This window comes from Klebsiella sp. WP3-W18-ESBL-02 (genome assembly GCF_014168815.1).
GTDB lineage: Bacteria > Pseudomonadota > Gammaproteobacteria > Enterobacterales > Enterobacteriaceae > Kluyvera > Kluyvera ascorbata_B.
In genome coordinates this window covers 2,459,012-2,483,514 of record NZ_AP021972.1, presented here as the reverse complement: position 1 = coordinate 2,483,514, position 24,503 = coordinate 2,459,012, and the positions used below count along the sequence as shown (strand labels likewise).

General features: G+C 59.0%; 25 protein-coding genes, 1 pseudogene and 1 riboswitch. Of the genes and pseudogenes, 5 read left to right on the top strand and 21 right to left on the bottom strand.

Features of this window, described 5'->3' with window-relative positions; genetic code table 11:
• Nucleotides 1-144: 144 nt before the first annotated feature.
• The gene (locus H7R56_RS11765; RefSeq protein WP_033544729.1) at nucleotides 145-1,125 is read right to left on the bottom strand and encodes an IS5-like element ISKpn26 family transposase; all 981 of its coding nucleotides are present in this window, start codon (nucleotides 1,123-1,125) and stop codon (nucleotides 145-147) included.
• 68 nt (nucleotides 1,126-1,193) lie between these two features.
• Here H7R56_RS11765 and narI point away from each other — a divergent pair.
• Nucleotides 1,194-1,397: pseudogene (gene narI, locus H7R56_RS11760) on the top strand (respiratory nitrate reductase subunit gamma); the annotation flags it as partial.
• 194 nt (nucleotides 1,398-1,591) lie between these two features.
• Nucleotides 1,592-1,775: riboswitch (M-box (ykoK) riboswitch) on the top strand.
• A 54-nt stretch (nucleotides 1,776-1,829) separates the two neighbouring features.
• Nucleotides 1,830-2,843 (top strand): magnesium transporter, encoded by a 1,014-nt coding sequence (locus H7R56_RS11755; protein ID WP_182928665.1) that lies wholly within the window; start codon nucleotides 1,830-1,832, stop codon nucleotides 2,841-2,843.
• Nucleotides 2,844-2,934: 91 nt separating this feature from the next.
• On the opposite strand, the gene H7R56_RS11750 is transcribed toward H7R56_RS11755, so the two are convergent.
• The 5 genes from H7R56_RS11750 to H7R56_RS11730 all read right to left on the bottom strand — a co-directional run bounded on the left by H7R56_RS11750 (nucleotide 2,935) and on the right by H7R56_RS11730 (nucleotide 8,096).
• The gene (locus tag H7R56_RS11750; protein ID WP_106927059.1) at nucleotides 2,935-3,723 is read right to left on the bottom strand and encodes an MBL fold metallo-hydrolase; all 789 of its coding nucleotides are present in this window, start codon (nucleotides 3,721-3,723) and stop codon (nucleotides 2,935-2,937) included.
• Between the two features lie 40 nt (nucleotides 3,724-3,763).
• The gene (nhoA, locus tag H7R56_RS11745) at nucleotides 3,764-4,609 is read right to left on the bottom strand and encodes an N-hydroxyarylamine O-acetyltransferase (protein ID WP_106926979.1); all 846 of its coding nucleotides are present in this window, start codon (nucleotides 4,607-4,609) and stop codon (nucleotides 3,764-3,766) included.
• A 78-nt stretch (nucleotides 4,610-4,687) separates the two neighbouring features.
• Entirely contained in the window at nucleotides 4,688-6,340 is a 1,653-nt protein-coding gene (locus H7R56_RS11740) for an ABC transporter permease (protein ID WP_106926977.1), read from the bottom strand.
• Between the two features lie 98 nt (nucleotides 6,341-6,438).
• Nucleotides 6,439-7,398 (bottom strand): ABC transporter substrate-binding protein, encoded by a 960-nt coding sequence (locus H7R56_RS11735; protein ID WP_106926975.1) that lies wholly within the window; start codon nucleotides 7,396-7,398, stop codon nucleotides 6,439-6,441.
• A complete protein-coding gene (locus tag H7R56_RS11730) occupies nucleotides 7,395-8,096 on the bottom strand; it encodes an ABC transporter ATP-binding protein (RefSeq protein WP_106926973.1) in 702 nt (233 codons plus the stop codon). Before H7R56_RS11730 ends, H7R56_RS11735 begins: the two co-directional genes overlap by 4 nt.
• Before the next feature lie 212 nt (nucleotides 8,097-8,308).
• On the opposite strand from H7R56_RS11730, the gene H7R56_RS11725 reads away from it, so the two are divergent.
• Entirely contained in the window at nucleotides 8,309-8,890 is a 582-nt protein-coding gene (locus H7R56_RS11725; RefSeq protein WP_106926971.1) for a flavin reductase family protein, read from the top strand.
• 71 nt (nucleotides 8,891-8,961) lie between these two features.
• Here the strand turns inward: H7R56_RS11725 and pptA are convergent, their stop codons facing one another.
• Together pptA and H7R56_RS11715 are read right to left on the bottom strand one after the other, a co-directional pair.
• Nucleotides 8,962-9,189, bottom strand: coding sequence for a tautomerase PptA (gene pptA / locus H7R56_RS11720; RefSeq protein WP_035897392.1), 228 nt, complete (start codon nucleotides 9,187-9,189; stop codon nucleotides 8,962-8,964).
• A 71-nt stretch (nucleotides 9,190-9,260) separates the two neighbouring features.
• Nucleotides 9,261-9,815, bottom strand: a complete 555-nt coding sequence (locus H7R56_RS11715; protein ID WP_106926970.1) for an AAA family ATPase — start codon at nucleotides 9,813-9,815, stop codon at nucleotides 9,261-9,263.
• A gap of 102 nt (nucleotides 9,816-9,917) precedes the next feature.
• On the opposite strand from H7R56_RS11715, the gene H7R56_RS11710 reads away from it, so the two are divergent.
• Nucleotides 9,918-10,808 (top strand): LysR family transcriptional regulator, encoded by an 891-nt coding sequence (locus H7R56_RS11710; protein ID WP_106926968.1) that lies wholly within the window; start codon nucleotides 9,918-9,920, stop codon nucleotides 10,806-10,808.
• A gap of 57 nt (nucleotides 10,809-10,865) precedes the next feature.
• Here H7R56_RS11710 and paaY read toward each other — a convergent pair whose 3' ends face one another.
• From paaY to paaA, 13 genes are all read right to left on the bottom strand, one after another.
• Nucleotides 10,866-11,462, bottom strand: a complete 597-nt coding sequence (gene paaY / locus H7R56_RS11705) for a phenylacetic acid degradation protein PaaY (RefSeq protein WP_106926966.1) — start codon at nucleotides 11,460-11,462, stop codon at nucleotides 10,866-10,868.
• An 11-nt stretch (nucleotides 11,463-11,473) separates the two neighbouring features.
• Complete coding sequence (gene paaX / locus H7R56_RS11700; RefSeq protein ID WP_181357996.1) at nucleotides 11,474-12,400, bottom strand: phenylacetic acid degradation operon negative regulatory protein PaaX; 927 nt, start codon at nucleotides 12,398-12,400, stop codon at nucleotides 11,474-11,476.
• A gap of 158 nt (nucleotides 12,401-12,558) precedes the next feature.
• Nucleotides 12,559-13,875, bottom strand: coding sequence for a phenylacetate--CoA ligase PaaK (gene paaK, locus H7R56_RS11695; RefSeq protein WP_106926962.1), 1,317 nt, complete (start codon nucleotides 13,873-13,875; stop codon nucleotides 12,559-12,561).
• 28 nt (nucleotides 13,876-13,903) lie between these two features.
• Complete coding sequence (gene pcaF, locus H7R56_RS11690) at nucleotides 13,904-15,109, bottom strand: 3-oxoadipyl-CoA thiolase (protein ID WP_071696747.1); 1,206 nt, start codon at nucleotides 15,107-15,109, stop codon at nucleotides 13,904-13,906.
• Complete coding sequence (paaI, locus tag H7R56_RS11685; RefSeq protein WP_071696746.1) at nucleotides 15,109-15,531, bottom strand: hydroxyphenylacetyl-CoA thioesterase PaaI; 423 nt, start codon at nucleotides 15,529-15,531, stop codon at nucleotides 15,109-15,111. Before paaI ends, pcaF begins: the two co-directional genes overlap by 1 nt.
• The gene (locus H7R56_RS11680; RefSeq protein ID WP_106926960.1) at nucleotides 15,524-16,942 is read right to left on the bottom strand and encodes a 3-hydroxyacyl-CoA dehydrogenase; all 1,419 of its coding nucleotides are present in this window, start codon (nucleotides 16,940-16,942) and stop codon (nucleotides 15,524-15,526) included. Before H7R56_RS11680 ends, paaI begins: the two co-directional genes overlap by 8 nt.
• Before the next feature lie 3 nt (nucleotides 16,943-16,945).
• Complete coding sequence (gene paaG / locus H7R56_RS11675) at nucleotides 16,946-17,734, bottom strand: 2-(1,2-epoxy-1,2-dihydrophenyl)acetyl-CoA isomerase PaaG (protein WP_106926958.1); 789 nt, start codon at nucleotides 17,732-17,734, stop codon at nucleotides 16,946-16,948.
• Between the two features lie 2 nt (nucleotides 17,735-17,736).
• Entirely contained in the window at nucleotides 17,737-18,504 is a 768-nt protein-coding gene (paaF, locus tag H7R56_RS11670) for a 2,3-dehydroadipyl-CoA hydratase PaaF (protein WP_106926956.1), read from the bottom strand.
• The gene (gene paaE, locus H7R56_RS11665) at nucleotides 18,501-19,571 is read right to left on the bottom strand and encodes a 1,2-phenylacetyl-CoA epoxidase subunit PaaE (RefSeq protein WP_182928664.1); all 1,071 of its coding nucleotides are present in this window, start codon (nucleotides 19,569-19,571) and stop codon (nucleotides 18,501-18,503) included. Before paaE ends, paaF begins: the two co-directional genes overlap by 4 nt.
• Before the next feature lie 7 nt (nucleotides 19,572-19,578).
• A complete protein-coding gene (paaD, locus tag H7R56_RS11660; RefSeq protein WP_106926952.1) occupies nucleotides 19,579-20,079 on the bottom strand; it encodes a 1,2-phenylacetyl-CoA epoxidase subunit PaaD in 501 nt (166 codons plus the stop codon).
• Between the two features lie 12 nt (nucleotides 20,080-20,091).
• Entirely contained in the window at nucleotides 20,092-20,847 is a 756-nt protein-coding gene (paaC, locus tag H7R56_RS11655; protein ID WP_049016306.1) for a 1,2-phenylacetyl-CoA epoxidase subunit PaaC, read from the bottom strand.
• Nucleotides 20,848-20,854: 7 nt separating this feature from the next.
• Complete coding sequence (gene paaB / locus H7R56_RS11650) at nucleotides 20,855-21,142, bottom strand: 1,2-phenylacetyl-CoA epoxidase subunit PaaB (protein WP_003030843.1); 288 nt, start codon at nucleotides 21,140-21,142, stop codon at nucleotides 20,855-20,857.
• Nucleotides 21,143-21,152: 10 nt separating this feature from the next.
• The gene (gene paaA, locus H7R56_RS11645; RefSeq protein ID WP_236645166.1) at nucleotides 21,153-22,082 is read right to left on the bottom strand and encodes a 1,2-phenylacetyl-CoA epoxidase subunit PaaA; all 930 of its coding nucleotides are present in this window, start codon (nucleotides 22,080-22,082) and stop codon (nucleotides 21,153-21,155) included.
• Nucleotides 22,083-22,368: 286 nt separating this feature from the next.
• On the opposite strand from paaA, the gene paaZ reads away from it, so the two are divergent.
• On the top strand, nucleotides 22,369-24,414 hold the full coding sequence (gene paaZ, locus H7R56_RS11640; RefSeq protein ID WP_106926950.1) for a phenylacetic acid degradation bifunctional protein PaaZ: 2,046 nt from the start codon (nucleotides 22,369-22,371) through the stop codon (nucleotides 24,412-24,414).
• The last annotated feature ends 89 nt before the right edge of the window (nucleotides 24,415-24,503 follow it).

The window sequence follows — 24,503 nt, the reverse complement described above, 5'->3', positions numbered from 1 at the left end:
AGGTGCGAATAAGCAGGTCATTTCTTCCCAAGCTGACTCGCTGATTAAAATTTCGCGGATCTGGGCCGATTTTTTTCCCGCAAATACATCGAATCAGCCTATTTAGGCTATTTTTTCCACCATTTCTGGCGTTATTTCCGGTTTTTACTGAGATCTCTCCCACTGACGTATCATTTGGTCCACCCGAAACAGGTTGGCCAGGGTGAATAACATCGCCAGTTGGTTATCGTTTTTCAGCAGCCCCTTGTATCTGGCTTTCACGAAGCCGAACTGTCGCTTGATGATGCGAAACGGGTGCTCCACCCTGGCCCGGATGCTGGCTTTCATGTATTCGATGTTGATGGCCGTTTTGTTCTTGCGTGGATGCTGTTTCAAGGTTCTTACCTTGCCGGGGCGCTCGGCGATCAGCCAGTCCACATCCACCTCGGCCAGCTCCTCGCGCTGTGGCGCCCCTTGGTAGCCGGCATCGGCTGAGACAAATTGCTCCTCTCCATGAAGCAGATTACCCAGCTGATTGAGGTCATGCTCGTTGGCCGCGGTGGTGACCAGGCTGTGGGTCAGGCCACTCTTGGCATCGACACCAATGTGGGCCTTCATGCCAAAGTGCCACTGATTGCCTTTCTTGGTCTGATGCATCTCCGGATCGCGTTGCTGCTCTTTGTTCTTGGTAGAGCTGGGTGCCTCAATGATGGTGGCATCCACCAAAGTGCCTTGGGTCATCATGACGCCTGCTTCGGCCAGCCAGCGATTGATGGTCTTGAACAATTGACGGGCCAGTTGATGCTGCTCGAGCAGGTGGCGGAAATTCATGATGGTGGTGCGATCCGGCAGGGCGCTATCCAGGGATAATCGGGCAAACAGGCGCATGGAGGCGATTTCGTACAGAGCATCTTCCATCGCGCCATCGCTCAGGTTGTACCAATGCTGCATGCAGTGAATGCGTAGCATGGTTTCCAGCGGATAGGGCCGTCGGCCATTGCCCGCCTTGGGATAAAACGGCTCGATGACAGCGGTCATATTCTGCCATGGCAGAATCTGCTCCATGCGGGAGAGGAAAATCTCTTTTCGGGTCTGACGGCGCTTAGTGCTGAATTCACTATCGGCGAAGGTGAGTTGATGGCTCATGATGTCCCTCTGGGATGCGCTCCGGATGAATATGATGATCTCATATCAGGAACTTGTTCGCACCTTCCCTAGTGGACTGGGCGCAGGCGGTGGTCACCTTCCACGGCGGCGCATCGGCGCACCTGGACGGCGTAGCCTGGGTTTACCGCGTGCATCTGGTGCTCGGCATGACCATCTTTCTGCTGTTCCCGTTCACCCGCCTGGTGCACGTCTGGAGCGCGCCGGTGGAATACCTGACTCGCCGTTATCAGGTCGTGCGCTCACGCCGGTAACCGTTTTAATCCCTGTAGCCCGGCCGAGCATCGCGACGCCGGGTTTTTTACGCCACAAACAAAATACTAAACCTAATCTCAACCACTTTATCTTTCACCACCGCAATGAATAATAACGCGCTATATTACGCTCGTTGAATTTACCAGCGTGCCTGAAAGCACGCGGGGAATATAAATTCACTCAGCATCGTAATTAATAATCTTGTTATGGCGAGGCTCCTGAATAAACATAAGTTATCGCCCTGGTGGTATCGAGAGAGACCATCACAGGGAAATACAGGCATCCATCGAATCAAGGTGTTGCCAAGATAACTTCTGACGGCTCAAGGTCGTACAGATACGTTGTTCAGTGCTAAAACCGGGACGTAGGGATTTTTCTCAGCATTTCCAGTTTTGTTCGCCCTATATAGAATTTCTATAGGGAACATTTTGATGTCTTATATTCATGCCACTGCGCCGCACTATCCAACTGCCCCGGCTACGGGCGATATTATCTCAAGCTACATGTCGATAACGTTTATTTCGTTGCCGGAACCACTCAGCGTAAAAGAAGCGCGCGAGATGTTCCTGCGACAATTAAATGACGATCATTTCCCCTGCGCCGTATTCGTGGTTTCCGGCGACAACCTGCGTGGAATATTATCGACTCGCGCGCTGTTACAAGCGTCCGACGATCATCAGCCGGTCGCGCAGCTGATGACCACCACCCTATTCCACGTCGGCCCGGACGATACCCGCGACGTGGCCGCGGAGCTTATCGAAAAGCACCGCCTGACGCTGCTACCGGTGATTGAAAACGGCAAGCTTATCGGCTGCCTCAATGAAAAAGAAATTGATAAGCTGTTAGCCGATGAAATCACCGAAGATGCGCAGCTTCAGGGGGCGACGTTGCCGCTGGAAAAACCGTATCTGGAGATTAGCCCGGTTACGCTGTGGAAAAAACGCGCCGTCTGGCTGCTGCTGCTGTTTATCGCGGAAGCGTACACCAGCACCGTGATTCAGCACTTTGAAGAGGCGCTGGAGTCCGCCATTGCGCTAGCCTTCTTTATCCCGTTGCTGATTGGCACCGGGGGCAACAGCGGTACGCAAATCACCTCGACGCTGGTGCGCGCCATGGCGCTAGGCGAAGTGGGCTTAAGGGATCTGGGGCGAATTCTGCGTAAAGAGATGTCGACGGCGATGCTGGTCGCCATCACGCTCGGCGCGGCAGGCTGCCTGCGAGCATGGATCATGGGCATTGGCCCGGAAATCACCTTTATCGTCAGCCTGACGCTGGTGTGCGTTACCATCTGGAGTGCGATCGTCTCCTCGGTGATCCCGCTGGTCATTAAACGCGTCGGCATCGACCCGGCGGTGGTTTCCGCGCCGTTTATCGCCACGCTGATTGACGGCACCGGGCTGATTATCTACTTCAAAATCGCCCAGCATTTCTTAGGGTTAAACTAGCGCGAAGCCTCTCATTCCGTAGCCCAGCCAAGCGAAGCGCCGCCGGGGTTTGGCTCGGTACTCATTCCCGCCGGCGCTTCGCTTGGCCGGGCTACAGGGTGAAGGTGTCGCCGGTTGCCGGGGAGATAACCTCCGGCAGCCACAGTTTTCCCCACGCGCCGGTGCAGTGGCAGCCCATGACTTTATCGGGCTTAAGCTGCTGTAAAAATTGCCTGACCTGCCAGAGCGTGCGCGGAGAAGCACTGCGCAGATGAAAACCGCCGATAATCGCGTGGACCTTGTCGATGCCGGTTATCTGCTGGCAGTGCCGCACAATGTTGATAATCCCGCGGTGCCCACAGCCGGTAATAATGACCAGCCCGCGTTCGGACAGATAAATCAACACCCCCTCATCAATCACGTAATCCGTTTGATCGCCGGTCACACCGTAGGCTTTGGGGCTATCAACGGCTATTTCGCCTGACCAGATAAAACGGTCACTAATGTGCAGCGGCGCGCGGGTGTACTCCATACGATGGCGAGCGTAATCAATCTCCAGCGACAGCTTTTTGATTTTATGGCTGCGCCCCGCCACGTTCAGCGCGGCATAGCGCTCGTTGCCAATGGTCGGGTGGCAAATAATGCGGCTGTTATCCGGCAGCCAGGGCACGCCGCCGCAATGGTCGTAATGACCGTGTGAAAGCACCGTCGCCGTGAGGTTATCCAGCGAAATCCCCATTCGTTCGGCATTGTGCTGGAAGCTGTCATCGGGGCCGGTGTCGAAAAGAATCGAGGTGGTTTCATCCTCAAGCAGCAGACTTAATCCCGCTTTGGCTCGGAGTCCGCTATCGGCACCACGAGCCAGCTGGTTTTCAAGCAATACGCGAAGCGTTAAGGCCATCATCTCATCCCTGAAGGTTACGTTATGACGTAACCGTATATTATTTCCCGGCTTCGGGATGGGTATCGAATGCCGCCATAATGGCCGCCAGTTCGCTGACGCTAAAGCCGTATTTCGGATCGGTCACGCCAAGCCCGAAGCGAGTTTGCAACGCTTCGTACAGCGCGGGCACATCCGGGAAATCCATCTTCTCGACCACGTGATTGTTATCCCAGTGGGTAAAGTGGAAGTTGGTTAGCGTCATTTTGCCACCGTCCGGCAGATGGCGACACATCAGCAGATGGTGGCGGAAATGCGACTGCGGCCAGTGAGCCGACCAGAAGTTGCCCATCACGTAATCTGACGCATACTGACGACCTAAATCGAAGTGATACATCGACTGCCAGTGATCGTGGTGGCTGAACTGTAAAATCCATTCCTGATTTTCATACAGCAGACGATAGTCGCCGTGCGGCGTTGTCTGGGTGATATCCGCCAGCAGCTTGATTGGCGCGGTCAGCGTCTGTCCGCCAAAGCCGACGTCAGCAATCCAGCGCTCGCCGTCAACGTCCACCAGCAGCAGGCGGTGGGTTCTCGGCGGCATCTGCGGCGGATGCGATAGCACCACGCGGCCCAGCAGGCTGCGCACGTGGAAACCCAGTTCGCGCAGCGCGCGCTCGAACAGACCGTTTTGTTCAAAACAGTAGCCGCCACGGCGTGCGTGAACCAGCTTATCTTCCAGCGATTGATCGTCGAGGTGCATCTCGCGCGGCAGCAGCACGTCAAGGTTCTCGAAGGGAATGGCGCTGTTATGGTGGATATGCAGACTGCGCAGCGTCTCAATGGATACGTCAGGGGTTCCCGTCCAACCGAGACGAGCAAAATAGGCGCTTAAGAAAGGGGTCATCAATGCCTCCAGCGTTGGTGTCCGTTCTTTATAACCTATTTTGCCCGCTCCACTGACCGATTTGTGCGATCGGTTAACCTACCGTGTACTTCGCTGCATTAACCCCAGCGCGGTCAGCATTAACCCCAGCCCGACGAACAGCGTCAGGCTCGCCATCGCCATCCCCTGGCCGACCGAACCCTGCTCGAACTGCCGCCAGATAAACACCGCTACGGTCTGCGTCCCCGCCGGTGCCAGCAGCAGCGAGGTCACCAGTTCACGGGAAGCAACGGCAAACACCATCAGCATCGCCGCCAGCAGCGCCGGAAACACCAGCGGCAGGACAATCAACCGTAGCGCCAGCCACGGCGATGCGCCGTGCACCCGCGCCGCGGGCTCCAGATTATTCCCCAACTGACGCAGCGCGCTGCCGACATAGCGTACCGGCCACGGCAGTAACAGACAGCAATAAGAGAGCAGCAGCATAAACCACGTGTTGTAAGGTGAGACCGGCCAGAACGGCTGATTCCACAGTAGAATCAGCCCAACGCCCACCACCACTCCCGGCAACGCCGCTGGCATCAGCGACAGCGCATCAATCAGTGCGCTGCCTTTGATTTTTTGTACCAGCACCAGCCAGGCCGCCACCAGCCCGAGCAGGCCGACAATCAGCGCCGACGCCAGCGCCAGCGATAAACTAGTGCCCAGCGCCGACAGCGCATCGCCCTGCTGAGCGAACAGCGCGCTAAAGTGCTTCAACGTAAAGTTGCCCATGTTCAATCCGCCGGAAAGCGTCCCCATCAGGCTGGTTGCGACCATCGACGCGCCGGGAAGCAGAACCGCCAGGCCACCAACGCCGCCCATCACCAGCAACGCAGGTAGCGTCATCACACCGAGCGACGCCCCGCTGTTCTCCCCGGGTTTTCCGGTGACGCTGGTGACCTCCGTCGTTCCCGTCAGCCGTTTTTGTAACCACCAGGCGAGCAGCGCCACGGTAATCAGCAGCACCGACAGCAGCGACGCACCGGTGAGATCGATAGGCCAGTCCGCGAGCTTTTTCTCAATGCCCACGGTGAGCATCACCACGCCCGCCCGCGAGCCCAGCGCCGCGGGCACACCGTACTCTTCAATCGCCAGAGTAAAGGCCAGCAGCATCCCCGCCGCCAGCGCCGGGGAAAGCATCGGCAGCGTGACGTGCCAGAATGCCCGCCAGGCGCTCGCCCCGTGAACCCGTGCAACAATTGCCAGCCGCAGCCCGCTCGCCAGCAGGCTGCGGGAGACGGCAAAATAGACCACCGGGAAGATATTCAGGGTCATCACCAGCACGATCCCGGTGCGGCTAAACAGCAGATCGTTCAGATCCCAACCGGTCAACTGCTGCAGGTAACCGTTATGCTGGAGCACCAGCATCCATGACAGCGCAGCGATATACGGTGGCGTGAGGAACGGAATTAAGAACAGCAGATCCCACAGTTTCGGCAGCGGCAGGTTAAACAGCCCGCGCAGCACGCCGAGCGGCAGGCCGACAATCACGCTCATCAACGCCACGCCGCAGGCAATCCATAAGGTTCCGCCGAGCATCGGCATCACTTGCGGATCGCTCAGTAAAGCCGTAATCCCACTAAACGGCTGATGCAGCGAACCGGCGCTGAACTGCGGGAAAATAGCCTGTAACAGGATAAAAAAGAGCGGCAATGCCACCAGCACCACCAAAGCGATGAGGGTGACGAGAGAGAGGGATTTTTGTTTCACCCGAGGTTCCAGATTGTAGCCCGGCCAGGCGAAGCGCCGCCGGGGCTGTAGACAATGCTAAATCCCGGCGTCGCTTCGCTCGGCCGGGCGATGGAAATTTACTGCCCGAACAACGTATTAAACCGAGCCAGAACGGCGCTGCGCTCGCTGCTACCATCGCTGGCGGCTGGCAGTACTTTCAGGTCGTTCAGCAACGGGCGTTTCGCCGACACATCGCTGCGAGCCGGCATCAGCCACGCTTCGGCCACCATTGCCTGACCTTCCGGCGACAGCACGTAGTCGACAAAGGCTTTCGCCTCATCCGCATGTTGTGTGGATTTGAGGATCATCATCGGGCGCGGCGCAATCACCGTACCGCTTGCCGGGAAAATCACCTTCAGCGATTCGCCCTGGGCGATATTACCGTAGGAGACATAGTCCACCGCGCCAAATACCGCCGCTTTCGCCCCCTGCATCACCGGCGTCACCGCCTGCGCGTTCGGCCCGCTCACCACCATGCCGTTCTTTCTCAGTTCATCAAACAGCGCCCAGGCTTTCTCGCCCATACCGTTTTGTAACCCGATCAGCAAATCGAGCGAGGCACCGGAGAGCGCCGGGTCCGGCGTGGTGACGTTGTCTTTAAACGCCGCTTCGGTCAGATCGCGCCACTCTTTCGGCTCCGGAGTACCGCTTTTGGTGTTCCAGACAATCCCCAGCGCCGAAATACCCTGCGCCACATAGTCGGTAGATTTCAACGCCGCCGGAACCTTATCGGCATTCCCGCTCTGATATGGCAGCAACCAGCCGCGGCCGTGCAAGTCTTCAGCGGTGTCCCACGAGGCGGAAATCAGCACATCCGCCTGCGGGTTAGCCTGCTCGGCTTCCAGACGGGCCATCACCTTGCCGGTGGTGGCCTGGAAAATATTCACCTTCACACCGGTTTTCTTTTCATAGCCGCTGGCCAGATTTTTTGCCAGTGAACCTGGGCCTGCGGTGTATACGGTCAGCGCATGGGCGCTGGAAATCATCGAAGCAGATAACATCATCGCGAGCGCAACGCCTTTTTTAACGGATTTCATACCAATTCCCCTGAGGTAGAAGCAACAGTGCGAACAGCAGCAATGCTGCCCGCAGAAAGGTGCACAATTCGGTCGGCCAGCAGTTCGGCCTCGCGGCGGTCGTGGGTGACGTACACGGCGGTGATGCCGAGCTGGCGCAGCAGTCGGCTCATCTCCAGACATAACGATTCACGCAGTTCGCTATCGAGGTTGGAAAGCGGTTCATCAAACAGCAGTACCCGTGGTTCGGCGACGATCGCCCTTGCCAGCGCCACGCGCTGCTGCTGCCCGCCGGAGAGCCCGGAAGGCTTACGTTCGCCAAAACCGGAAAGCCCGACCATCGCCAGCGCGTCATTAACACGGCGCGTCCGCTCATCGCGGGCCACGCCGCGCATTCGCAGTGAAAAAGCGACGTTTTCAGCGGCAGTCATATGCGGCCACAGCGCATAGTCCTGGAAAACCATGCCAATATCGCGCTGTTCGGGCGGCAGCCCCCAGCCGGGTCTGGCAATCAGACGGTCGCCAAAATGAATTTCACCTTCAGCGGGAACGGTGAGCCCTGCCAGCAGGCGCAGTAACGTGCTTTTGCCGCAGCCGGAAGGCCCAAGCAATGCCACGATGCTGCCCGCATCGATCTGCAGGTTGATGTGATTAAGAACGGTGGTGGCACCGAAAGCGAAAGAAACGCCATCGAGCCGAATGCCAGTTAGCGCGCGCATTTTCGCCCTCCCCGATGGGAAAGCGATGCTTCACCCGTGGTCGAAATCCGACGGGCCGCGCTCACCTGCATGAAGATCAGGGGAGCCAACATATTGTTATCCTCTTTGGGACTTAGTGCTGGCGACTATAGGCAGGTGATATGACGTATTGATTACGCTTTTATTGCGATTTAGTGTGTGGTTAACCGCATCCCATTATTCAGGAAATCCTTATGAGCCGTTTTCGCCCCGTTGAACTTCACCACGCCAGCCGCCTGCTCAATCACGGCCCGACCATCCTCATTACCAGCTTTGACGTCGAGTCAAAACGACGCAACGTGATGGCCGCGGCCTGGTCAATGCCGGTGGAGTTCGAGCCGCCGCGGATCGCTATCGTGGTCGATAAGAGCGCCTGGTCGCGGGAAATTATTGAGCGCAACGGCACGTTCGGCATCGTGGTGCCAGGCGTCGCCGCCGCCAGTTGGACGTATGCCGTTGGCAGCGTCAGCGGACGCGAAGAGGATAAATTCAACGCCTACGGTATTCCGGTGGTAAAAGGCCCGGTGCTGGGGCTGCCGGTAATTGAAGAGAAATGTCTGGCGTGGATGGAGTGCCGACTGCTGCCCGCCACGGCCGCCGCCGGGCAGTACGATACGCTGTTTGGCGAAGTGGTTTCCGCCGCGGCGGATGAACAGGCGTTTGTCGCCGGACGCTGGCATTTCGACGACGATAAGCGCAATACGCTGCATCATCTTGGCGCAGGAACGTTCGTAGCAAGCGGAAAACAAGTCCGCGCCAATACACCGTCAGAGTAACTCAGCAAGCGCCGCCGGGGAGGGTTCGGTGCCATTCCCGGCGGCGCTTCGCTTGGCCGGGCTGCGGAGTCTTACATGCTGTAGCCGGGTTTTTTAATCAGCTCATCCATATGTGGGGCAATCTCGGTATCCCACACCTGCTGCCAGTCGCTCTGCTGCACCTGATTCAGGGCAACGCTAACGGCGCCCTCTTTGCTATTCAGATGGCGAATTAATACTTCGGTGATGTCCGCTGCCAGCGCGGTTTTTTGCTCGTCGTTCAGGTCGCGGGGAAAACATTTGATATCAACGTGTGGCATCTGCAGGGCTCCTTATGGTTAGAGCCATAAAGCTACCATAGCCTGGCGTAAACCACTGCCTTTTCGTGCGCTTAAGCGACAGATTGCCGCGCCTTTTCGGCCATCAATTGCCTGATAAACGCTTCGGTTTCACGCTGATTACGCAGCCGCACAAAGCGGATATGCTGCCACGCGGGGTCGGCCATATCCCGCAGATAGCGCGCGCGGTTTGGCCGCCAGGTTTTCAGCGTCCAGAGGATGATGGAGTCACGGCTGAAGAAGGAACGCCGGAAGCTCTCCCGGTTACCGGTGCCCGGCCACAATTCCTGTTGTCGCCACGCCCGGCTTGCGGCACGCCCGACAGCCTGGCGGAAGGTGCGCCAGAAGCTGTAATCGACCCACACCACCAGATCCACGTCGCGCCATTTTACCGGGCGACTGCGATTGTAATTACCGTCCAGCACCCAGGCCGGTGCAGCGGTTGCCTGCGTCAGCGCGGCAAAGAGTTCCTCATCGGTTACGCCCTGCCAGTCTGGTCGCCAGTAAAGCGTATCCATTTCGATATAGGGCACGGAAAACAGCGTCGCCAGACGCTTTGCCAGCGTCGATTTCCCCACGCCGCTAGTGCCTACCACATTGATTTTCATTGGCCTCTCACTCACGTTCCCGGGTTGCATATCGCGCGACGAACATTAAACTAAAAAAAACCCTCTGGAGCTATGAACCAGATTCATTAATGGCCACATCCCATGCTTAAAGACAACATCAACGACCTCATTTCGTTTATGGTCGTGGCGCGCGAGCGCAGCTTTACCCGTGCGGCGGCGCAGCTTGGCGTGTCGCAGTCGGCGCTGAGCCACGCGATGCGCAATCTGGAAAGCCGTCTCGACGTACGTCTGCTGACCCGCACCACCCGCAACGTGGCACCAACCGAGGCGGGCGAAAAACTGTATCAGCGTCTTAGCCCACATCTGCTGGAAATTGAGCAGGAGATTTCCGCGCTGCGTGACACCCGCGATCGTCCGGCGGGAAATATTCGCCTGACGGTGGGCGAACATTCGATGAATACGCTGATCTGGCCGCGAATCAAGCCATTTATGCAGCAATACCCGGAAATCAATATTGAAGTGACCGTCGACAACGGTCTGACCGATATTGTTGATGCGCGCTACGACGCCGGTATCCGGCTGGGTGAACAGGTGGCGCGCGATATGATAGCCGTGCGAATCGGCCCGGATATGCGCATGGCCGTCGTTGGCTCACCGGACTATCTGGCACGCTGCGGCGTGCCGCAAACGCCGCATGATTTACAGCATCACCGCTGTATTAATATGCGCCTGCCTACCCGCGGCGGGTTGTACGCATGGGAATTCGAAAAGGATGGCGAACCGCTGCGCGTCCGGGTTGAGGGCCAGCTGATTCTTAACTGTCTGCCGCAGCGTCTGGAAGCCGCTGAAGCGGGCCTGGGGTTAGCCTATGTGCCGGAAGACACCATCGCCGATGCCGTGGCCGCCGGACGTTTGCAGTCGGTGCTTGAAGACTGGTGTGCGCCGTTTGCCGGCTACTATCTCTACTACCCCAGCCGCCGTCAGCACACCGCCGCCTTTGCACTGCTGGTCGATGCGCTACGCTACCCGTAGCGACGATTTTGTAGGCCTGATAAGGCGAAGCCTTATCAGGCCTACATTCCTCTTGCGCTAAACAGCAGATTTAGGCTGCAGGTTTTCGTCAAACGCCAGACGCTTACGGTCCGGCTCTTCTTCGGTTAACGGTTCGACGGCAACCAGCGTCTTCTGACAGCGGTCGACCAGCACCTGATACTCGCGGGTGCCCTGCTTTTTCCACTCGAGCTCCTGCTCGGTTAAGGCGCGAATCGCCTTCGCCGGGCTGCCGATAATCAGGTGGTTAGCTGGCATTTCCGCCCGCGCCTTCACGAAAGCACACGCGCCAACGATACTGTTTTCACCGATGGTCGCGCCGTCAATAATCACCGCACTCATGCCAACCAGCGCGTTACGGCCAATCACGCAGCCGTGCAGAATGGCGCCGTGGCCGATGTGCCCGTCTTCTTCCACCACCGTGTCCTGCCCGGGGAAACCGTGCATGACGCAGTTATCCTGAATGTTCGCACCATCTTTGACGACGATACGCCCAAAATCGCCGCGCAGGCTGGCGTTCGGCCCCACGTAAACCCCTTTGCCAAGGATCACGTCACCAATCAGCACGGCGGTGGGGTGAACATAGCTTTCTGCGGGCACGACGGGGATCATTCCGTCTATCTGGTAAATCGGCATCGGGTCTCCTGTTACGCCTCGGACAAACCGCCAAAGCGCTGATAATAAAGCGGCCCCGGCGCGGGCAGTTCGCCCACCGAACTTTCGCCTTTTTCACTGACAAAAGCCTGCGCGCCTGGGGCAACGCGTTGATAAATGTTGATGCACAGCTGACGCGCCGTCTGCCCCAGCCAGTGCGCAGGCAGCAGCTCTTCCGGCAGCAGCGGATCTTTCAGCACCACCCGACGGTAGAAGTGAATCAGCAGCAGGCGGATCTGGAAGCAGCGTTCCGGTGTCAGCTCCGCCGGTTCGGCGTCGCGCAGTAGCGCCAGCAGCGGGCGAAACAGCGTGATAAAAGCCTCATACATGGCGTTCTGTTCAGTCAGATGCCAGCACTCTTCCACGCGCTCACGCAGCGCAGCGCGGGAAAGCGCCAGCGGTGAGTGCGCCTCAAAGAAGATCACGTTTTCCGCCACGCCGGCTTCATGCAGCAACGACTGCACGTCGGCGAGTTTTTGCGACGGTGAGGCTAGCAGGCTGGGCGCAAGGACGCCAAACCCCTGCCAGATAAGCTGTTTTTTCACTTCGGCGAGGGTCTGTTTTTCCAGCCCTTCGGAAAGCAGGAGCAGCCAGGTGCCGTCCCATTCCGGCGCGCTGGCGCGGTAAATTTTGCTCTCGGCACGGCGGGTTAAGCGCAATCCTTTGTCGCTGAGGCGGTAGAAGCTGCGGCGGCCGATACGCACCACGTCCAGCCACTCTTCTTTGTTGAGGCGAAACAGCGCGGTACGCACGAAGCGTTCACCGAATCCCAGCCCTTCCAGCAGCGCAGCGACGCTGCCCAGCCAGACTTCCCCGCCGCGCTGGGATAGGCAGTCTCCGTATAGCGACGCAATCAGCGAGGTGCCGCTGATGGGCATCGCGGTCACCGCCTGTTGAATAAAGCTATCGAGTTTTTCCATATGATTCATACTGTTGTTATTTTTGTCCTTTTTGAATCATAGCACAGGAATAAAGCAGCGAAACGCCAGGCGTTTGTAGACCGGATAAGGCAACGCCGCCATCCGGCAGCGTTGCGCCATTGTGCCTGATGGCGCTACGCTTATCAGGCCTACGAGAGTTAGCCGTTGGCAGCGGCTTTACGCAGGTCAAATACGCGGCAGGCCTTGCCTTCGGAGCGTGGAATGCTGCCGCAGTTAACGATGCTCACGTCCGTTGAAATGCCGACCATCGACTTAATGCGATGACGCAAGTGGTGGCAAATCTGGCAGCGCTGCTCGTGGCTCAGTACGAGGCTACTCTCTTTCAGCTCAACGCGAATCGAAAGTGAATCAAGATGCCCACGGCGATCGACTTCCAGCTGGTAGTGCGGCGCCAGATGTTCAATCTTGAGGATCTCTTCTTCCACCTGCGACGGGAAAACGTTCACGCCGCGAATAATCAGCATGTCATCGCTACGGCCGCTGATGCGATCCATCCGGCGCATGGTGCGGGCGGTGCCCGGCAGCAGACGCGTCAGGTCGCGGGTGCGGTAACGAATGACCGGCAGCGCTTCTTTGGTGAGCGTGGTGAACAGCAGTTCGCCGTGCTCGCCGTCAGCCAGCGGCGTACCGTCGTCCGGGTTGACCACTTCCGGGAAGAAATGGTCTTCCCAGATGGTTGGGCCGTCGGCGGTTTCAAGACACTCCATCGCTACGCCCGGCCCCATCACTTCGGACAGGCCATAGATATCCAGCGCGGTAATGCCCAGACGGCGTTCAATTTCCGCCTTCATGCCGGTGGTCCACGGCTCGGCGCCGAAGACGCCGGTACGCAGCGAACAGCCGCGCGCGTCGCCGCCCATCTGGCGTTCCAGCTCTTCAATCAGGTTCAGGCAGTAAGATGGCGTCACCATGATCATGTCAGGTTTGAAATCGCGGATCAGCTGCGCCTGTTTCTCGGTCTGGCCGCCGGACATCGGGATCACCGTCGCCCCTAAACGCTCGGCACCGTAGTGCGCGCCCAGGCCGCCGGTGAACAGGCCGTAGCCGTAGGCCACATGAATTTTATCCTTTGCCGAGCCGCCAGCGGCGCGCAGCGAACGGGCGACGATGTTCGCCCAGGTATCGATATCGTTCTGCGTGTAGCCAACGACGGTCGGTTTACCCGTCGTACCGGATGACGCATGAATACGCACAATCTGTTCCATCGGTACCGCGAAGGTATCGAACGGATAGTTATCGCGCAGGTCCTGCTTGGTGGTGCACGGGAATTTGCTCAGGTCGCTCAGCTCACGGAAATCATCCGGGTGAACCCCCGCCGCATCAAATTTGCGGCGGTACATCGGCACGTTTTCATAGGCGTGTTTGAGCGTCCACTTCAGGCGCTCGGTCTGCAGAGCGACTAATTCGTCACGCGATGCGGTTTCAATCGGATCTAATGTTGTTATCGTTGTCATTTTGTAGGGTACTCGCAGGTCAATTCGCTCACACACGCTCGAGGATCAGGGCAATGCCCTGGCCCACGCCAATACACATCGTACACAGCGCATAACGTCCATTGCGTCGTTCCAGCTCCAGCGTTGCCGCCAGCGCCAGACGCACGCCGCTCATCCCCAGCGGGTGGCCTAAAGCGATGGCGCCACCGTTTGGATTCACGTGCGGCGCATCATCCGCCAGCCCCAGCTGCCGCATCACGCCCAGCGCCTGGGCGGCAAAGGCTTCGTTCAGCTCAATCACGTCCATATCGTTAATATTCAGCCCGGCACGCTCCAGCACTTTACGCACCGCCGGAACCGGCCCCAGCCCCATGTACTTCGGCTCAACGCCCGCCGTCGCCATCGCCACGATGCGCGCCCGCGGCGTCAGTCCCTGTTCTTTTACCTGCTGTTCACTGGCGATAATCATCGCCGCCGCGCCGTCGTTCACGCCCGAGGCGTTGCCTGCCGTCACCACGCCGCCCTTGCGGAACGGGGTTTTCAACTGAGCAAGCTGTTCCATTGTGGTTTCCGCACGCGGGTGCTCATCGTCGCGCACCGCGCTGACCGCGCCCTTCTTACCGATAATCTGTACCGGTACGATTTCCTGCGCCAGAATGCCGTCACGCTGCGCTTTTGACGTGCGCTGCTGGCTGCGGTAGGCGAAGGCGTCCTGATCTTCACGGCTTATATTTAACAATTCGGCTACATTCTCCGCCGTTTCCGGCATGCTGTCAGTACCAAATTGTTGCTGCATGAGCGGGTTCACAAAACGCCAGCCGATGGTGGTATCGAACATTTCCGCCTGACGCTGGAACGGCGCGGTGGCCTTGCCCATGACGAACGGCGCGCGGGACATCGACTCGACGCCGCCGGCAATCAACAGATCCGCATCGCCCGCCTTAATGGCTCGTGCGGCAAAGCCGATGGCGTCCAGCCCGGAACCGCACAGACGGTTGATGGTGGTGCCCGCCACGCTGTGCGGATAACCCGCCAGCAACGTTGCCATATGCGCCACGTTACGGTTGTCTTCACCGGCCTGGTTGGCGCAGCCGAAAATCACATCGTCGATGGCGCTGGCATCCAGGCGCGGGTTGCGACGGAGCAATTCACGCAGCGGGATCGCCGCCAGATCGTCAGCGCGAACCCCCGCCAGCGCGCCGCCGTAGCGGCCAATCGGGGTACGAATTCCGTCACAAATAAAGGCGTCACGCATTAGGCTTCTCCTGTGATTGTGCCGCCGATGCGGTGCGATTTTCCGCGAAACAGGGCAACGGTTTTTTGCTGTTGATTAACAATCTCAATGTCGTAAACGCCGGTCAGCTTGCCCTGCTGTTTCACCCGCGCGGTGGCGGTCAGCAGATCGCCAGTGAAGGCCGGGCGCAGGAAATCGATGCTCGCCGCCGACGCCACCGCCGCCAGCCCCTGGCTGTTACAGGCGTAGGCAAAGGCGGTGTCCGCGAGCGAAAACAGCTGCCCACCGTGACAGGTCTGGTGGCCGTTGAGCATCGATGGCAGCACCGCCATCGTCATCTGCGCATAGCCTTCATCCATTTCGATAATCTCGATGCCCAGCGCGCGGGCGCAGGTATCTTTCTCGTACATGGCGCGGGCGTTGCGCCAGGCCTGGTTACTCATGACGCATCTCCAGCAGCGCCATCCGGCGCAGTCGCGCACTTGGGCGGTAGCGTTCTTCGCCGTAGTGCTGTTGTAGGTTTTCCAGCAGGCGCAGCACGCGCCCCCAGCCAAGCGATTCACCCCAGGCAATCGGGCCGCGTGGGTAGTTCACCCCCAGACGCATAGCGGTATCGATATCATCCGCGCTGGCGACGCCTTTTTGCACCGCATCCAGCGCTTCGTTCGCCAGCATCGCTACCGTACGCCATACCAGCAGGCCGGGATAATCAGCAATGTGCAGAACCTTTTTGCCCTGCTGCTGGAAGTAGTACACCGCTTTGTCGGTTGCCGACTGTGGGTTGGTTTGCGCGCTCGCCAGTACGATCGTGTTGCCCGCCGCATGGTCATAAACCACCACCGGACGCTGATGCTGCACGCTTAAGGCCAGCGCGGTTTCACCGGTGGTTTCAAGGAGCAGAACATCATCCAGTTCAGTGACAACGTCACACTGAATGTTTTTTGCTGCATTTTCAGGCACTACCGCTGCAACAGCCAGATCAGGCGATACTTCAACAGGCCAGCGATAGACGCCGTGGCCGCTCTTCTTGCCCAGACGCCCGGCCAGCGCCAGCTCCTGCTGAAGCAGCGACGGCAGAAAACGGCGGTCCTGCCAGAAGGCGTTAAATACCGAACAGGTGACGGCAAAGTTGACGTCCTGACCAATCAGATCGGTCAGCGCCAGCGGCCCCATCGGGAAACCGCCGCCGTCGCGCAGCGCCGCGTCAATCACTTCCGGCGCGGCGACCTGTTCCTCCAGCGCCCGCCAGGCTTCGGCGTAATACGGGCGCGCCACGCGGTTGACAATAAAGCCCGGCGTGGAGCGGCAGCGCACCGGCTGCTTACTCCAGGCGCTGACGCACTGGCAAAGCTGCTCGACCACTTCCGTGGAGGTGGCAAGGCCGCTCACCACTTCCACCAGTTTCATGACCGGTGCCGGGTTAAAGAAGTGCAGCCCCGCCACGCGTTCGGGATGTTTGATGCCCGCCGCAATGGCGGTAATGGAAATCGACGAGGTATTACTGGTCAGCAGCGTTGACGGTGAACAAATCTCCGCCAGTTGGCTGAACAGCGCCTGTTTAATCTCCAGGCGTTCCGAAGCGGCTTCAATCACCAGCTGCGCGTCGGCAAGCTGGTGTAATTCCGTCGCCGGTGTAATCCGCGCGAGCAGGGACTGCGCCAGCTCAGCGCTGATTTTCCCCCGGCTGACGCGGGCGTTGAGGCGCTCGGCAATGCCGTCGATAGCGCGGGTAATCGCCTCAGGCGAAATGTCATACAGCCGCACCGCGTGTCCGGCACTGGCCGCCACTTCGACGATCCCGGCCCCCATGGTGCCACCGCCAATCACGGCGACGGTGTGAAGAGTCTGGTTCATGGCTTATTTCCCGCTGAACTGTGGCTGACGTTTGGCGAGGAAGGCGCTGACGCCTTCGCGATAGTCGTCGCTGCGACCGGCCATGCGCTGATAATCCCGCTCCAGATCGAGCTGGCTTTCCAGCGTATTGGTTTCAGAAAGCTGAAGCGCTTTCTTAATTAACCCCAGCCCATAGGTCGGCTGGGTAGCAAAATGACGCGCCATGGCTAACGCGGTGTCTTTCAGTTCAGCGTCATCCACCACCTGCCAGATCATTCCCCACTGCGCGGCCTGTTCGGCGCTGAGGTTATCGCCCAGCATCAGTAAACCTACGGCGCGAGCGCGAGTGGTCACACGGGGCAGCAGCCAGCTACCGCCGCAGTCCGGCACCAGGCCAAGCTTGCTGAAGGCCATCACAAACTTCGCCGAACGCGCGGCCAGCACGATATCGCAGCCCAGCGCTAACGTTGCACCCGCCCCGGCGGCCACGCCGTTAACGGCGCAGATAACCGGTTTTGGCAACGCGGCTAAACGACGCACCAGCGGGTTATAAAAACGCTCCACCGACATGCCCAGATCCGGCGCAGGGCCACTCGGGTCAACGTTACGGTCGTTCAGATCCTGTCCGGCGCAAAAACCGCGCCCGGCACCGGTAATCAGCAGGCAGCGAATGGTGTCGTCGCGCTCGGCCTGTTTCAGGCAGTTGGCGAGCTGCTGGTGCATCACGTCATTAAAGCTGTTGAGTCGGTCTGGGCGGTTTAGGGTGAGGGTCATTACACCCTGTTCCACTTCGCTGAGAATGAATGCGTCCACGATTAGCGTCCTTTAAATTCCGGGGTACGTTTTTCTAAAAAGGCGCTCACGCCTTCACGACGATCTTCGGTACCGCTGAGCAGCGTAAATAACTGACGTTCCTGCACAAGACCGGCCTGTAAGCCCACCTCATGCGCCAGACGCAGCGACTGTTTCGCCGCCCGCAGCGCCAGCGGCGAGTGGCGAGCGATGTTTGCAGCCAGCTTCAACGCGTATTCATCGGAGAGGTCCGCCGGATGAATATCGCTGACCAACCCGGCCTGCTGTGCGCGAACGGCATCAATGCTTTCGCCGCTCAGGACCATCCGGCTGGCCAGTGCTTTACCGACGCTGCGAATCAGACGCTGGGTACCACCCGCGCCGGGCATGGTACCGAGGGTAATTTCCGGCAGGCCAAAGCGGGCGTTATCGCCGGCAATCACCAGGTCACACAGCAGCGCCAGCTCGCAGCCCGCGCCCAGCGCATAGCCGTTCACCACCGCAATCAGCGGCTTGTTGAAGGCGTCGATGCGCGCCCACAAACGGGGACGAATATCGTCGAAGGTGGCGGGCAGGTCTTTTTCCGCCATTTCGTTGAGATCGGCACCGGCCGCGAAATAGCGCGGGTTGCCGCTAATCACGCACACACTCACCGTCGGATCGGCCGCCGCGCTTTCCAGCGCTTCGGCAAGCAGCAATAGCAGCGCGTTGTTTAACGCATTACGCGCCTGCGGACGGTTCAGCGTCAGCTGCAGCACGCGGTCATGACGGGTAATCAGCAGTTCGCTCATGCCATCCCCCGTGCGTCAAAGTCGACCACCACATCCGCGCTTTTGGGCAGCGCCTGGCAGCTCAGCACATAGCCCGCCGCCACTTCATCGGCTTCCAGACTATAGTTAGCGGCCATTGCCACTTCGCCCTGCACCACTTTGCATTTACAGGTGGCGCACACGCCGCCTTTACAGGCAAACGGCAGGTCTGCGCCCTGACGCAGCGCGGCGTCAAGAATGCTGTCATCTTCGGCGGAGAGTGCAATCAGGCGGTCGCGACCGTCCTGGCGAATGGTCACCGTGCGGCCTTCTGCCTGTACGCCGGTGGCCCGCTTAACGCTGGTGCCAGGCGTGTTGAAACGCTCAAGGTGAATAGATTTCTCCGCCATACCCAGCTCGTGCAGGGCCACTTCGGCTTCGTCCATCATCGCCGACGGGCCGCAGATAAACGCGTCGTCAAAACGGCTAAAATCGAGCAGGGTTTTACCCAGCGCACGCAGCTTGTCGCCGTCAATGCGCCCTTGCAGCAGGTCGCTGTCCATCGACTCCTGGCTGAACAGATGCACCACCTGCAAACGCTGCGGGTAGCGATCTTTCAGGTCAGCCAGCGCCTGGCGGAACATCATGCTGTGGCTGCTGCGGTTACCGTAGATAAGCGTAAACCGGCTGTCCGCTTCGGTCGTCAGCGTGGCTTCGATAATCGCCATCATCGGCGTAATGCCGGACCCGGCGGCAATCGCCAGATATTCCGCTTCACGCTCGGCCTGCGGCTGGTAGCCAAAGTGCCCCTGCGGCACCATCACCTCAAATTCCATACCCTGCTGAATATCGCTCTGGGCATAGCGGGAGAAACGGCCGCCGTCGATGGCTTTGACCGCCACGCTGATTTCTGACGGCGAGCGGCTGCGGCAAATGGAGTAGCAGCGGCGTAACTCTTTCCCGCCCAGGCGGGCTTTCAGCGTCAGATGCTGGCCCGGGCGGAAGGCGTAATCGTTGCGCAGCGCCTCAGGAATAGCAAAAGTGATGGTCACCGCATCACGGGTTTCCGGCTCAACGTTTGCCACGGTAAGAGAATGAAATGTTGTCATCGCAGCCTCAAATACATTTAAAGTAATCAAAGGGTTCACGGCAGCTGTCGCAGCGATACAGCGCTTTACAGGCCGTGGAACCGAATTCACTAATCAGCGAGCTGTGGGTGCTGCCGCAGCGCGGGCAAGCCACGTCTTTCAGCATCTCGCCGGCGTGGCAGGCATGGGCCTGCGGCGGGCTGATACCGTACTGGCGCAGGCGTTCGCGGGCATCCGGGCTCATCCAGTCGGTGGTCCATGGCGGATCGAGCTGTAGCACAATATGTACCGGCGTGTAGCCATGCGTGGTCATCACCGTACGAATCTCACCCAACAGGTGCTCGGTAGCCGGGCAGCCCGAGTAGGTTGGCGTAAAGCCAATCACCCAGCCGTCGCCGAGGCGTTCAACCCGGCGTACCATCCCCAAATCGGTAATGGTCAGCACCGGCACTTCCGGGTCGGGGATCGCGCTTAACAGTCCCCACACGGTGCGCACTTCGGCGGGCGCGATATCGGCAAGACGTTGCATAGCCACCTCCTGTTACCACTGCTGTCCAGGGTACGAACGCTGTAAATACTGCATCTCTGCCAGCATCGGACCGAGATGCTCACTGTGCAGCCCCTGCTTACCGCCGCTGCGGAACGCCGCCTCCTGGGGAATTTGCAGGCCGGAATCAAGCAGCGCGGTGTGGACCGTTGCCTGCCATTCCGCCTGGAGCGTGCGCGGATCGACGGCGATCCCCTGCTCGCTCAGGTCAATTTCCAGCGCATCGGCAACGAACAGTTCACCGGTATAGCGCCACAGGTTATCGACCGCCTGCTGCATACGCTGCGTCGAGAGCGCGGTGCCGTTACCCAGACGTTCCAGCCAGCCGCGGCTGAAGCGCTGGTGATAACGCACCTCTTTCAATCCTTTGGCCGCAATGGCGGCGAGCTGCGCGTCGCGGCTATAGACCAGACGGCTGAACAGCGCCACGTGCCAGACGTCGATAAAGAACTGGCGGGCAATGGTGTCGGCAAAGTTGCCGTTCGGCTGTTCAACCAGCAGCAGATTGCTGAACTGGCGTTCATCGCGGCCGAAGGCCAGCGTGTCTTCGTCGCCGTTACCGTTCAGTTCGGCGGCGTAGCTGAGAAAATTGCGCGCCTGTCCCAACAGATCGAGACCGATATTGGCCAGCGCCAGGTCGATTTCCAGCTCCGGTGCGTGGCCGCACCATGCGCCTAAACGCTGTGCCAGGATCAGGCCGTTATCGCCCAGACGCAGGGCATAGGTTGCAACGGGATTGAGAGTCGTCATCGTTGCCTCACATATGTTCCATGCCGTCCGGCACGGTGTAGAACGTCGGGTGGCGGTAGACTTTGCTTTCTGCCGGGTCGAAGAATTCACCGCGATCCTCCGGCTGCGAGGCAACAATTTCACTCGCCTTCACGACCCAAATAGAGCAGCCTTCGCTGCGGCGGGTATACGCATCGCGGGCGTTCTCCAGCGCCATCTGGTCATCGGCGGCATGCAGGCTGCCCACGTGACGATGCGACAGACCCTGCTTGCTGCGGACAAACACTTCGTATAACGGCCAGTATGTTTTGCTCATGGTTCTCTCCTTACGCCGCATCGCGGGCCTGTTGTTTTTGGGCATGCGCCAGCGCAGCTTCGCGCACCCATGCCCCCTCTTCCCAGGCCTTGCGCTTGGCGCCCAGACGTTCGTGGTTGCAAATACCACGGCCGCTGATGACCTCATTCAATTCCTGCCAGTCAATCTCGCCGAAACGGTAGTGACCGGTTTCTTCGTCGTAGCGCAGATCGGCATCCGGTACGGTCATGCCGAGGATCTCAACCTGCGGAACGGTGTTATCCACAAAGCGCTGGCGCAGTTCGTCGTTGGAATGCAGTTTGATTTTCCACGCCATACTGCGGGCGCTGTTCGGCGAGTTGTCGTCGCTCGGCCCGAACATCATCAGCGCGGGCCACCAGAAACGATTGATCGCATCCTGGAGCATCTGGCGCTGTTCTTCGCTGCCCGCCGCCAGCGCCATACAGGCTTCAAAGCCCTGACGCTGGTGGAAGCTCTCTTCTTTGCAGATTTTGACCATCGCCCGGGCATACGGACCGTAAGAGGTACGGCACAGCGCCACCTGGTTGACGATGGCTGCGCCGTCGACCAGCCAGCCGATCACGCCAATATCCGCCCAGCTGAGCGTGGGGTAGTTAAAGATGGAGGAGTACTTCATCTGCCCATCGAGCATTTTCTGATACAGGTCTTCGCGGGCGCAGCCGAGGGTTTCAGCAGCACTGTAGAGGTACAAACCATGGCCAGCCTCATCCTGCACTTTCGCCAGCAGAATCGCCTTGCGGCGCAGCGTTGGCGCACGGGTGATCCAGTTACCTTCCGGCAGCATGCCAACAATTTCCGAGTGCGCATGCTGACCAATCTGGCGGATCAGCGTCTTGCGGTACGCATCCGGCATCCAGTCCTGCGCCTCGATGGCGGTGTCCTGCGCGATGCGCTGGTCAAAGCGTTGTTCTTCTGTCACGTCATCACCTTTATGATTCCGATAAATCAAACAATTCATTTTTTGTGAATCATGTTGTTTTGTAAAAGTTACACTCTAGTTAAATAAAACCACAAATTTTGTTTGTGGATTTTGTGATGCGCACCGCAAAGCCTTTTAGTTTATTCAGCAAATTCAGAACCATAATCAATAAAGGTAAAGTGTTTGCGATCGCATTGTTAATAAATTATTAAAATCACGCTTGCATTTTGTGATTCATAAAAGAACTATTTATAGCGAGATTACGTAACATATCTGGAGATTTACGATGCAGCAGTTAGCCAGCTATTTATCCGGCGCCTGGCAGACCGGCCGGGGCCGCACCCGCACCATCCATCACGCCATTACCGGCGAGCCGCTTTGGGAAGTGACGAGCGAAGGGCTGGATATGGCGCAGGCGCGCCGCTTTGCCATTGAACACGGCGGCAAAGCGTTACAGGCAATGACCTTTATTGAACGCAGCGCGATGCTAAAAGCGGTAGCAAAGCATCTGATGGAACTGAAGGCCGACTTCTATGCCATATCCACCGAAACCGGCGCCACGCGCGGCGACAGCTGGGTGGATATTGAAGGCGGCATCGGCACGCTTTTCACCTATGCCAGCCTCGGCGGGCGTGAGCTGCCGGATGATGTGCTGTGGCCGGAAGATGAGCTGATTCCGTTGTCCAAACAGGGCGGCTTTGCCGCGCGCCACGTGCTGACCTCCAAATCCGGCGTTGCGGTACATATCAACGCCTTTAACTTCCCCTGCTGGGGGATGTTAGAAAAGCTGGCGCCGACCTGGCTTGCCGGCATGCCCGCGATCGTTAAACCGGCGACCGCCACCGCGCAGCTGACGCAGGCGATGGTCAAAGCCATTGTCGACAGCGGGCTGGTGCCGGACGGCGCAATAAGCCTGATCTGCGGCGGCGCGGGCGATCTGCTGGATAATCTGGATAGCCAGGACGTAGTGACCTTTACCGGCTCTGCGCATACCGGGCAGCAATTGCGCGTACATCCGAATCTGGTGGCGAAATCTGTGCCCTTTACCATGGAAGCGGATTCGCTGAACTGCTGCGTACTGGGCGACGATATCACCCCGGAGCAGCCGGAGTTTGCGCTGTTTATTCGCGAAGTGGTGCGCGAAATGACCACCAAAGCCGGGCAGAAATGTACCGCCATTCGCCGCATTATCGTGCCGCAGGCGCAGGTGAAAGCCGTCAGTGAAGCGCTGATTGCCCGCCTGCAAAAGGTGGTGGTCGGCGATCCGGCGCAGGAAGGCGTGAAGATGGGCTCGCTGGTCAACGCAGAGCAACGTCAGGATGTGCAGGACAACGTGAATCGCCTGGTGGAAGCCGGATGTGAAGTGCTGCTTGGCGGTAAGGCGGATCTCCACGCCGCTGGCGCGTTCTTCCCCCCTACGCTGCTGTTCTGCCCGCAGCCGGATGAAATCAGCGCCGTGCATGCGATTGAAGCCTTTGGCCCGGTGGCAACGCTGATGCCGTATCAGAACAGCGAACACGCCCTGACGCTGGCGCGCGCCGGTGAAGGTAGCCTGGCCGGCACGTTGGTGACGGCGAGCAGCGAACTGGCGCGAGAGTTTATCCTCGGTGCAGCCCGCGCCCACGGGCGTATTCAGGTGCTGAACGAAGAATCTTCCGCTGAGTCCACCGGCCACGGCTCACCGCTGCCACAGCTGGTCCACGGCGGCCCGGGACGTGCGGGAGGCGGCGAAGAGCTTGGCGGCCTGCGCGCGGTGAAGCACTACATGCAGCGTACCGCCATTCAGGGCAGTCCAACCATGCTGGCCGCCGTTAGCCAGCAGTGGGTGCGCGGCGCGCAGGTCACGGAAGATCGTATTCACCCGTTCCGCAAATATTTCGAAGAGATCCAACCCGGCGATAGCCTGCTGACTCCACGCCGCACGCTGACCGAAGCGGATATCGTCAATTTTGCCTGTCTGAGCGGCGATCACTTCTACGCCCATATGGACAAAATCGCCGCTGCCGAGTCTATTTTCGGCGAACGCGTGGTGCACGGCTATTTCCTGATTTCCGCCGCTGCCGGTCTGTTTGTAGACGCGGGCGTTGGCCCGGTTATCGCCAACTACGGAATGGAAAACCTGCGCTTTATCGAGCCGGCCAAACCGGGCGATACCATCCAGGTACGCCTGACCTGCAAGCGTAAAACGGTCAAACGCCAGCGCAGCGCCGAAGAGAAAGCGACCGGCGTGGTCGAATGGGCGGTAGAAATTTTCAACCAGCACCAGCAGGCGGTGGCGCTGTATTCCATTCTGACGCTGGTTGCGCGTCAGCACGGGGATTTCCCGGCGTAAGTTGGCGCTATTGCCTGATGGCGCTTCGCTTATCAGGCCGACAAAGCCATCCGGCAACACAAACACCTATGCCTCTGCGGAGGCATTTT